Origin of the sequence: Streptomyces sp. adm13(2018) (genome assembly GCF_008042145.1) — a bacterium.
Classification (GTDB): domain Bacteria; phylum Actinomycetota; class Actinomycetes; order Streptomycetales; family Streptomycetaceae; genus Streptomyces.
In genome coordinates, this window is sequence record NZ_RDBH01000212.1 from 1 (window position 1) to 2,633 (window position 2,633).

The window sequence follows — 2,633 nt, forward strand, 5'->3', positions numbered from 1 at the left end:
GGGTGGGGTCCGTGGCCAGGTCGAGGGTTGTCCAGGCCATGGCCAGGCCTCCGTCCAGGACCGCTCGGTCGGCCTGGGGAGTGGTGCCGTAGCGGGTGAACTCGGGGTTGTGCATGATCGTGTCGCCGCAGTCGTAGCCGATCATGGGGTGGATGGTCGGTACGTGGTGCGAGACGTTGCCCATGTCGGTCGAGCCGCCGCGGATCGAGGGGTCCTCGGCCTTCGCGTCGCGGCCCAGCGCGCGGGCGGCGGCGAGGTAGGAGCGGGACATCGCGAGGTCCTGGCGGAGGTCGGCGTAGTCGTTGCCCACGGCCTCCAGGGCCAGTTCGGCGCCGGTGGCGAGGGCGCCGGCCTCGAAGCAGGCCCGGATGCGGGCCTGGAGTTCGCGGAGTTCCTCGCTGGTGACCGCGCGGCAGTCGTAGTCGGCCGCGGTGCGGGCCGGGATGACGTTGGCCGCGTCACCGCCCGAGGTGACGACGCCGGAGACGACCGCTCCCGGCCGCATCTGCTGGCGGTACGCGGCGATGGCGACCTGCGCGATCATCATCGCGTCGGCGGCGTTGACCCCGCGCTCCGGCATGGCTGCGGCGTGCGCCGCGCGGCCCGTGTAGCCGACCTTCCAGCTGCTGATGGCCAGCGAGCTCATGCCCACGGAGTCCGCGGGCGCGGCGTGCACCATCATCGCGGCGGCGACGTCGTCGAACGCGCCGCCGCGCAGCATGTCGACCTTGCCGCCGCCCGACTCCTCCGCCGGGGTCCCCAGCAGCTTGACGGTGATGCCGAGTTCGTCCGCCAGCGGGGCGAGGGCCAGGGCCGCGGTGACGGCTGCCGAGCCGTTGACGTTGTGGCCGCAGGCGTGGCCGATGCCCGGCAGCGCGTCGTACTCCGCGCAGATCCCGACGACCAGGTCACCGCTGCCCGCGGTGGCCGTGAACGCCGTCGGCAGATCGCACACCCCCCGGGTGACGTCGAAACCGGCCGATTCGACCAGGTCCGTGATGCGGCGGGCCGCCCGGTGCTCCTCGTAGGCCAGTTCGGGGTCGGCGTGCAGCTGGTGGCTGAGGGCGAGGACGTCGTCCTGCCACCTCGTCACGAGGTCGCGGGTGCGGGCGCGCAGCCGGTCCAGGGGGGCGGTCGTGGTGGTGGTCATGAGCGGGCCTCGCGGTCCTTCGGCGTGCGGTAGAGGAGGGCGAGCGCGGCGCCCGCCAGGGAGACGACCGCGCAGATCGTCCAGGAGGTGGTGTAGGCGCCGAGTTCGGGCAGGGTCTCGCCGGCCGGGGTACGGGCGGCGAACACGGTGAGGACGATCGCGGCGCCGACGGAGCCGCCGACGTTGATCAGGAGTTCGTTGATCCCCGAGCCGACGGACGTCCGGTCCGGCGGCACGGACTCGACGGCCAGGGTGCGGGTGGAGTGCTGGAGGAAGCCGATGCCGAGCCCCGCGACGGCCGTTCCGGCCAGGAACAGCGGCATCGAGCCGTGCCAGGTCAGGGAGGCGAGGTAGCCGGCGGCCATCAGCAGGGAGCCCGCGCACAGCGTCAGCCGGTCGGAGACCGCCGCGGCGACCCTCGGCGCGGCCAGCGCTCCGGCGGCGATGGCGAGCATGTTGGGGAGCATGGCCAGGCCGGTGGCGAAGGGGTCGAGACCGAGTCCGTAACCGTGCTCGGGCCCGGTGCCCATGAAGACGGGGTTCGCGACCTGGAGGCCGATCATCGGGACGGTGAAGGTCACCGTCACCAGGGAGACGGTCACGACGTTCCGGCGCCGGAACATCCGGACGTCGATCATCGGCTCCGCGATCCGCAGTTCGACGCGCACCCACAGGGCGGTGACCAGCGCGCCGCCGACCAGACAGCCGAGGGTGCGCGGCGAGGTCCACTCCCAGCCGGGCAGTCCGCCCATGCCCAGGCCGAGCATGATCGCGACGAGACCCACGCACAGGAGGATCCCGCCCGCCCAGTCGATCCGTCCGCCGGGGCGGGCCTCGGACTCGGGCAGCAGCGGCCAGGTGACGGCGAGGGCCAGGCCGACGGCAGCGGTGGGGACCCAGAGGGCGGCGGTGGGGCTGTCGACGGTACGGGCCACGAAGCCGCTCGCGACCAGGCCGACCGCGATGCCGGCGACCAGCGCGGCGACCATGTAGCTGATGCCGCGCCGGGACTCCCCGTCGCCGTCCGCGCCGCCGCGGTTGCGGAGGACGCCGACGAGCAGCGGGAAGAAGCCCGCGAACGCGCCCTGGAGGATCTGGCCGGCGAGCAGCACGCCGAAGGAGCGGCTGAAGCCGACCAGGACGGAGCCGAGCAGGACGATCGCGAGGTTCCAGCGCAGGATGCGCCGGTGGCCGTAGAGGTCGCCCATCCGGGACAGGACCGGGGTGAAGGCGACGGACGCGAGCAGGTTGGCGATGCTGATCCAGTTCAGCTCCGCGGCGGTGACCCGGAGGGTCTCCGTGAGCCCCTTCAGGAGCGGGGAGAGGAAGCCCTGGGTGATGCCGCTGGACAGCTCGACGAGCGCGACGGAGGCGATCACGGCGGCGCCGGGGGTCGCGCGGACGACGGCCCGTGACGCCTGTGGCGTCCGCGCGGTGTCGGTGTCCGTCATACGTACCACCTGTTCGGGGGGAAGGGGCCGGG

General features: G+C 73.4%; 2 protein-coding genes. Both read right to left on the minus strand.

Features of this window, described 5'->3' with window-relative positions:
- Positions 1-1,150, minus strand: a 1,150-nt coding sequence (locus tag EAO70_RS35710; RefSeq protein ID WP_148006951.1) for an amidohydrolase, incomplete at its 3' end; no start/stop codon positions are given.
- Positions 1,147-2,601, minus strand: coding sequence for an MFS transporter (locus tag EAO70_RS35715; protein WP_148006952.1), 1,455 nt, complete (start codon positions 2,599-2,601; stop codon positions 1,147-1,149). The genes EAO70_RS35710 and EAO70_RS35715, both read right to left, overlap by 4 nt.
- Between the last annotated feature and the right edge of the window lie 32 nt (positions 2,602-2,633).

Bases quoted from the DNA above. Each gene is read 5' to 3' on its own strand.
- EAO70_RS35715 (WP_148006952.1), bottom strand. From the start codon at position 2,601: ATGACGGACACCGACACCGCGCGGACGCCACAGGCGTCACGGGCCGTC.